The sequence below is a fragment of the Tessaracoccus sp. OH4464_COT-324 genome, assembly GCF_003932855.1.
Lineage (GTDB): Bacteria > Actinomycetota > Actinomycetes > Propionibacteriales > Propionibacteriaceae > Arachnia.
Genome location: NZ_RQYZ01000033.1, coordinates 1 through 7,709 on the forward strand (window position 1 = coordinate 1; position 7,709 = coordinate 7,709).

Annotated in this window: 5 protein-coding genes; 3 read left to right on the plus strand and 2 right to left on the minus strand. The window is 69.8% G+C overall.

The genetic code is table 11. The features are described 5' to 3' along the window. Positions 1–533, plus strand: a 533-nt coding sequence (locus tag EII42_RS11865; RefSeq protein ID WP_233558389.1) for a hypothetical protein, incomplete at its 5' end; no start/stop codon positions are given. A gap of 152 nt (positions 534–685) precedes the next feature. On the opposite strand, the gene hrpB is transcribed toward EII42_RS11865, so the two are convergent. Next, positions 686–3,118 carry an ATP-dependent helicase HrpB gene (hrpB, locus tag EII42_RS11870; protein ID WP_125172357.1) on the minus strand — a complete coding sequence of 811 codons (2,433 nt, stop codon included), beginning with the start codon at positions 3,116–3,118 and terminating at the stop codon, positions 686–688. Beyond that, positions 3,070–4,047 carry a DUF1707 domain-containing protein gene (locus EII42_RS11875; protein ID WP_125172358.1) on the minus strand — a complete coding sequence of 326 codons (978 nt, stop codon included), beginning with the start codon at positions 4,045–4,047 and terminating at the stop codon, positions 3,070–3,072. The genes hrpB and EII42_RS11875 overlap by 49 nt, the downstream gene beginning before the upstream one ends. On the opposite strand from EII42_RS11875, the gene EII42_RS11880 reads away from it, so the two are divergent. Together EII42_RS11880 and EII42_RS11885 are read left to right on the plus strand one after the other, a co-directional pair. Next, positions 4,009–4,761 carry a helical backbone metal receptor gene (locus EII42_RS11880; RefSeq protein ID WP_125172359.1) on the plus strand — a complete coding sequence of 251 codons (753 nt, stop codon included), beginning with the start codon at positions 4,009–4,011 and terminating at the stop codon, positions 4,759–4,761. The genes EII42_RS11875 and EII42_RS11880 overlap by 39 nt on opposite strands. A gap of 151 nt (positions 4,762–4,912) precedes the next feature. After that, positions 4,913–7,709, plus strand: a 2,797-nt coding sequence (locus EII42_RS11885; protein ID WP_158676502.1) for an NACHT domain-containing NTPase, incomplete at its 3' end; no start/stop codon positions are given.

The following is a 7,709-nucleotide window of genomic DNA, read 5'->3' on the forward strand; positions in this document are numbered from 1 at the left end:
TCGATATTCCCAGCCCCACCCTGACACTCGATCCCTGGATGATCGACCCGACTAAGCCCGGCTGGCAAGACGACAAACGCTGGGCCGGGCAGCCACCACCAGCGATCATCCCCCGCATCTTCCCAGCCCACATCCAAGACGACTGGCCGATCCCAGACCTCACCAACGTCGTCCGCGCAGGGAGAGAACCTCCCCGCACCGTCAGCATCGGAGCTTTCTGGATTTACGTCCACAAAGACGATGACACCCCCTACTACCAACGCCGCCGAATCATCCACGTCAGCGTGGACTACTTCCACGACAGCTACCCATTGAAGGTCGAAGACTTCGTGAATCCGAAAGCGGTCGGTAAAGCCTACTGCAGCCCAACAAGCAATTTGGGGTTAGATACCTGTTTGATGGTAGCGCAGGATTGCATCATCGAGTTCACTCCGATCGGGCCCTGGGAAGGAGACGTGAACGCCCAAATGGAGCAACTCATGCTCGAACTAGCCGCAGAACTACGCAAACACTTCGGCACCGATGACCAATAACACCCCCTGGTACACCACCGCCGCCGACTCCTCAATTGTTGCTCCCTGTTCGACAGCCCTGCCTTCCTAGCCGCCGGGCCCGCCCGCCCCACCGCCCGGTCGACTATTCAGACGCCCTCTGCCCCGGGCGAGCAGCCTCAGCGGTCGACGTCTCACCGGCCGGAGCGTTTGGTGCCACGCATGGCGGGCGCGGAGAGCGGATCCTGCGGCCACGGATGCTTGGCGTAGCGGCCCCGGTTCTCGGCGCGCACCTGCGCGTACGCGTTGGCCCAGAAGCTCGCGAGGTCGCGCGTCACCGCCAGCGGCCTGCCCGCCGGGGATAGCAGGTGCATCAGCAGCGGCACCCGACCGTCGCAAATCGTGGGAGTGACGCTCAATCCGAAGCACTCCTGCAGCTTCACGGCGAGCACGACGTCGGTGCCGTCGGCGGGATAGTCGAGCCGGATCAGCGAGCCGGAAGGCACCCGAACCCGCTCGGGCGCGAGCTCGTCGAACCGGCGCGTCTCCTGCCACGGCACCAGCCGCGCAACGGCCTGCCGCACATCGACATCGGCGAGCGGCCTCCCCGTCGCCAACTCCGCAAGCTCCGGGCCAAACCATTCGTCGATGCGGGCGAGCAGGGCGTCGTCGGAAACGTCCGGCCAGTCCTGCCCCAGCACCCGATGCAGCAGGCCCAGCCTGCGGCGCAGCGCCTCCGCCGCGCCGGCCCAGCTCAACACCCCGAGGCCGCGCAGCGCCAACGCCTCCCGCACCGTGGCCTCGCCCGCGTCCTGCGTGGGAGCCACCGGCGTCGCCCCCAGCTCGATGGCTCCCAAGGACCGCACCCGACGGGCCCGCACCCGGTCGGTGAGGCTCACCTCGACGCGCTCGCTGGGCGGCAGCACGTCGAGCGCCATCGCCTCGTCGATCTCGACGCCGGCACGCACGTACGTTCGTTCCCCCACCCGCTGTGTGTCCCACACCGCCAACCAGTCGCCGCCCAGCCGCGAGCCTCGCGGCAGCTGGACGCCCGTGCCGGAAGCCGTCAGGTATTCGCTGCCGCGCGCCCTGGCCAGCCAGCCGGGCCGCGCGGAACCGACGATGAACGCCACCGCTGCGCGGTCGGCTGGCCCACCCGCGCTGTCCCCGCCGGCCAGGCGGGCGAGCCTGCCCGCCTCCGCCCGCCAGGACCGCTCGCCCCGGCGGGCGGCGAGCGCCGCGTGGAGGTCGCCGGCCGGGTCCTCCGCGAGTAGGGCGACCACCTCCCCCGCGGCCTGGGCCCCGAAGCGTCGGGCACCCGCCAGCAGCGCGACACCAAGGCGTGGGCTGAGCGGCAGCCGCGCCACCCGTCGCCCCAGCGCGGTGCTGCGCCCGGTGCTGTCGAGCAGCCCTAGGCTGCGCAGCTCGGCTTCGGCGCGGCGGACGCTGGGCTCCGGCAGGGGGCTGGGCAGCCGCAGGCCTTCGCCGCGGGGGTTGCCCCAGCAGGCGAGGGCGAGGAGCGCGTCGGTGAGGTCGGCGACCGCCGCCTCCGGGGTGGCCTCGTTCGCCATGCCGGGCCAGTCGTCGGCGGCCAGGCAGCGCACCGCCACGCCGGGCGCGACGCGGGCGGCCCGGCCCGCGCGCTGCGTCGCGGCCGCCTTGGATTCGCGCAGCGTCACCAGCCCGGACACGCCGCGGGCCTGGTCGTAGCGCGGTTCGCGGCTCAGCCCGGAGTCGACGACGATCCGCACGCCCGGCACGGTCAGCGACGACTCGGCCACCGAGGTGGCTACGACGATGCGGCGCGCCCCTTCTGCGAGGGCACGGTCTTGGGCGCGGGCGTCGAGGCCGCCGTGCAGCGCGCTGGCGGGCAGCCCGGCGGCGACGAGCGCCTCCGTAACGTGCTCCACCTCGCGTCGGCCGGGCAGGAAGACGAGCGCGGAGCCGGGGTGGCGGTGGTAGGCGTCGCGGGTGGTGTCGATGACGTGGCTGAGGAAGGCGTCGGTGACGCGCGACCCGTCGGTGGCGGGTCTGCCGGCCGGGGCCCATTCGATGGTGAGCGGGTGCAGCTGGTCGGGCACGCGGATGATGCGCGCGCCGCCGAGCAGCTCGGCCCAGCGTTGCTCGTCGAGGGTGGCGCTCATGGCGACGATGGTGAGGTCTTCGCGCACCTCGGCGAGTTCGGCGAGCATCGCGAGCGTGAGGTCGCTTTCCAGGTGGCGCTCGTGCACTTCGTCGAGGATGACCGCGTCGACGCCCGCCAGCTCGGGGTCGCGCAGCAGGCGGCGCAGCAGCACGCCCGTGGTGACGAACTCGACGCGGGTGGTGGCGGTGGCGGTGGAGTCGCCGCGCACGGTGTGGCCGGCGTAGTCGCCCGCCTGGGTGCCGGTGAGCGCGGCCAGGCGACGGGCCGCGGCCCGGGCGGCGATGCGCCGGGGCTCGGTGACCACCACCCGCCCGGGGACGAGCTGTGCGATGGCGGGCGGCACCGCCGTCGTTTTTCCGGTGCCGGGTGGCGCGCAGATCACCCAGCGGCCGGGGGCGAGCGGGCCGAGGTGGGCTAGTACGGGGAGGTTGGTTACCGCGGGAAGGCTGGCGAGTTCGGCGAAGGGGGGATGCGCGGCCATGGGTTCCTCGTGGCGGGCCTGGGGTGCCGTTTGGATAGTTTGACCCTGACTTCGCCGAACAGGCAGAACCCGTTGAGCAGCAGGGTGCCGTTTTCGCCATTGCCTCGCGCTTTTCTCGCGATTTTCACCTCGCCGACCACCGAGGTGATCTGGTTGACGATCTGCACCCCGGGCGGGACGTAGATCGTCGTCTCCGCGAACAGGCTCAGGACACGGATCTCCACCGTTTGACCGGGCCCGAGCGCGGAGGCCAGGTCGACGTCGTGTTCGCTGATCAGGCTCAGCGCATCGACGCGATGCTCGCCCGGCGGCACGTTGAGTTGCTTCTCGCTGAACACGGCCAGGCTCCGCAGTCCGCCGCCGACGGCGGTGGGGCGTGCTCCTGGCGACGGGGGATGCCCGCCCAGCGCCGCCACCACGGCTGCGCCTTCCGGCAGGTCGTGCAGCAGGTCGATGAAGTCGTGGCTGTTGGTGGTGGTCAGTGCCCGTTCCTGCCGGAGTTTGAACTCCTCCAGGGTGATCCTCCCCGAGGAGTAGGCCTCCTGTAGCAGGTATTCGACGTAGGCACGCTCTTCGTCGCTGGGGCGCATGCCTGGCTGAATCGGTAGGGACATGCCGCTCAGCCTACCGGTTCGCGGTGTCGCGGCCCGGCGGTCGGGCGACGCGACGCCGCGCCCCTCCGGGTCGCCGTCTTTGCGGCGTTTGGCCCGCACGATGTTCGACACGTAGCGGAACTCGCCCAGAGTAGCCCCTTCGGGGTTGCCGGGTGCTTTCGGCCCGCCCGGCTCCGGCGTGTTTCTCTCCCGGCGCGTGCGCCTGGCCGTCTCCGCTGGTTGTCTCCAGGCTGGGGGCCTCGCCGCTCCCGGCCGGGGCTGCGGGACAATGTCCCCATGCTCGACGACTTGGGCGCGCAGGTCCCGCTCAGCCATCCGCCGCGACGGGTGGTCTCCCTGGTGCCGTCGCTCACCGAAGCCCTCGCGACGACGGTGCCGGGCGTGCTCGTCGGGGCCACCTCGTGGTGCACTCAGCCTGCAGATCTCGACGTCGTCCGGGTGCGGGGCACGAAGAACCCGGACCGGAGCCTCATCTGCTCCCTCGCCCCGGATCTTGTGGTGGCCAACCAGGAGGAGAACCGCCGCCACGACGTCGAGCGGCTCCGCGCCGCGGGCATTCCCGTGTGGGTCACCCGAATCGATGGGGTGGACGATGCTTTGACCAGCCTCGGCCGCCTGTTCGCTGAGGTGTTCTCCCTCCCGCACGTCGGGTGGCTCGACGCGGCCCGCGACGTCTGGGCGGCGCCACCGAACCTGCGTGGGAGGGTGGCCGTCGCGGTGTGGCGCGACCCCTGGATCTGGGTGGGTGCCTGCACTTACCCCGACGATGTCCTGCGTCGGCTTGGGCTGGTCAACGTGGTCTGCGAGCAGCGCTATCCGAGCGTCGGGCACACGGTCCCCCTGGCCGCTCACCCCGACCTGTTTCTGCTGCCGGACGAGCCCTACCCCTTCACCGCCGCCGATGGCCCCGACGTGCTCGCCCCGTCGATCCTGCTCCCGGGAAGGTCGTTGTTCTGGTACGGCCCGGCCATGGTCGACGCCCGCGCCAGCCTGGAGGCGGCCCTCGCCGAGCGCCTCGGGGTCGCCTGAACGTTGCTGCCCAAGCTGACCTGTTTCTGGGTTTCCTCGGTGGCTCGGGCGATTCTTCACGTCCCCGCGTCCCAGAGGCGACTGGTCCATGGTGGTGGCGGGTAACGCGCTGCTAGTGTTTTGCGGGAGCGCTCAACGGAGGGTGAGGCCCATGGCGGTACTGACATCGCGGTCCAGGCTGGTGGAAGCGTTGGCCGCCGTCGCGGTCAGCGCGCTGAGCGGATCTCTCGGGCCGGTTGGGGTCACAGCCGCCAATAAGCTGGTGAGCCTCCTTCAGGAGGCGCGGGATCGGGCGTCGGGGGAGCGGCAGCTTCGGGACCGGGTCCGGGCGGCCATCACCCAGTGGGCGAAGAGCGAACACATTGACGAGGAGGTGACCGATCGCGGCCTGGCGTGGGCGGTCGAGTGCGTTCAGCTGGCTGGTTGTCAGCACGACCTGATCGTCCGAGCAGACTTCGACCCGGGAAAAGCGGCGGGGGCTGTGCTTGAGGCCGTCCGCCGGAGGGACGAGTATTGGGGCACGGAGGATGAGCACGAGGTCGCCGAGCGTGCTGTGCATGCCACCTACGGGGCCCTGTGCCCAGAGCTCAAAGCCGAGGGCGGCGTGCTTCTGGCGGCCATCCGGGATGTCCGGCGCGATCTGGGTGACCGGATCGACCAGCTACGCGACGACCTGTTGGGTGTGGCGGGCAGGCGTGAGCTCATCAAGTATCTGGAGGGGCAGATCCCGCTGTGGGATCAGTCGCCCTGGCTGTGCGGGCGGAGACCTTCCCAGCTGGAACGAACGCTGGAGATCGAGGACGAGCGGAGGCGCATGTCTCCTGCGGAGGCTTTGGACGGGGTGTGGCTGCTGACGGTGCTGGGCGGCCCCGGCGCCGGCAAAACGTGGCTTGCTCGGCGACTCGTGCGGGAGGCGGCCGAGGAGGCGCTGGGGCAGCTTCGGGATCCGCGGGTGGATCCCGCGTCGATTGAGCTCCCCTTGTTCACCACGGTGGCGGCGTGGGCGGCGCAGGGCGGAGTCGGCTTCGAGGGGCTGATCGAAGCGGCGCTTCCGCATGATTCCGAGGAAAGGATTCGGAAGCTGGCTGTGCAACCGGGAACCCGGGTGTTGGTCGTGGCGGACTCCCTGGACGAAGGTGTCTCGGTCAACACCGCCAGGACGCTGCTCAACTCGTTGGCTGAGGTCCCGGGCCGCAGGCTGGTGATGACGTCACGGCCGGAGGCGTGGCGCAGCGCCGTCACGGACCTACGCAGCAAACAGGGCACGAGGGCCGGAACCCTCACGGAGCTGCGCTATCCCGACGATGTCCACGCCTACGTCACGGCTTGGTTCAGCGAGGAACCGTCGACAGCCCAGCACCTCATCACGCAGTTGGATCGCCGACGGGAACTCCGCGCCACCGCGACCAGCCCCCTGCTGCTCACCTTCTACTGCATGTCGACAGAGCAGCAGCCGCACCAAGAGCTACCGCAGCGTCTCCGGGAGCTCTACGACGCGATCATCGATCGGCTGCTGGACGGGCGCTGGGCGACGACGGAAGAACCCGCCGACCGCGCCGAGTGCCGGGCAATCCTGCGACGGTGGGCCTGGGACGGGGTCAAGGACGCGCTCACCCCCGCCGGGTTGGGCGCCTGGCCCGAGAGAATCACGACGGACGACCCGGGAAACGTTCCCCGGGCGCTCGACCATGTTGCGCCCAAGCAGGAGTATCCCCGCTCCAGCTGTTTCGACCGCAAGCGGGTCGAGCGTCGGTTCCTGCACCGCACCCTGTGGGAGTATGTGGTGGCCGAGCACATCGCCACCCTCACCCCCAAGGAAGCCGCAAAAGCGCTGCTCCCGCACGTCTGGTTCGACCCGGATTGGCAGGTTGCTCTCCCCATGGCCCTCGCCGCCCACCCAAGCCGCAGCAAGGTCGTCGAGCGCCTCTGGTGCCACCACTCGCAGCACCCCACCCCGGCCCAAGAGATCGTCAACAGCCGCCTTGAGGAACTCCTCCTTGAGGTTGCAGCGCAGACCGACCCCGCGGACTGGAGCAAGCCGCTCCGGGCCCGCATCCACGGCCTGAGAGAAAGCTGGGCGCCCCGGCATCCCCAGCTCATCACCGCTACCGCCCACTGGACGTCCTCCAACCGCTCTGTCGCCCAGACCATCCTCACCACCCTCCCCAAAACCGACCCGTGGCAGGTTAAACGCTTGGTCGAGGCACTGCTGGCCCTCAACCCCACCAAAACCGAACGCACCCAAGCCCGCCACGCCATCCTCACCACCCTCCCCAAAACCACCAAACCGTGGCAGGTTCAGCACTTGGTCGAGGCACTACTAGCCCTCACCCCCACCGAAACCGAACGCACCCACATCCGCCACACCATCCTCACCACCCTCCCCAAAACCACCAAACCGTGGCAGGTTCAGGAATTGGTCAAGGCACTGCTGGCCCTCACCCCCACCGAAACCGAACGCCCCCAAGCCCGCCAGACCATCCTCACCACCCTCCCCACCCTCACCAACACCACCGACCTGTGGCAGGTTCAGCCCCTGGTCGGGGCGCTGCTGGCTCTCACCCCCACCGAAACCGAACGCACCCAAGCCCGCCAGACCATCCTCACCACCCTCAACCACACCACCGACCCGCGGGACGTTAAACGCTTGGTCGAGGCACTACTGGCCCTCACCCCCACCGAAACCGAACGCCCCCACACCCGCCAGACCATCCTCACCACCCTCCCCAACACCCGCCCGCGGGAGGTTAACCCCTTGATCGAAGCACTACTGACCCTCACCCCCACCAAAACCGAACGCCCCCACACCCGCCAGACCATCCTCACCACCCTCCCCAACACCCGCCCGTGGCAGGTTCAGCCCTTGATCGAAGCACTACTGGCCCTCACCCCCACCGAAACCGAACGCACCCACACCCGCCAGACCATCCTCACCACCCTCAACCACA

Coding starts and splice junctions, on each gene's coding strand:
- hrpB (WP_125172357.1), bottom strand. CDS start 3,118: ATGGCCGCGCATCCCCCCTTCGCCGAACTCGCCAGCCTTCCCGCGGTA.
- EII42_RS11880 (WP_125172359.1), top strand. CDS start 4,009: ATGCTCGACGACTTGGGCGCGCAGGTCCCGCTCAGCCATCCGCCGCGA.
- EII42_RS11875 (WP_125172358.1), bottom strand. CDS start 4,047: ATGGCTGAGCGGGACCTGCGCGCCCAAGTCGTCGAGCATGGGGACATT.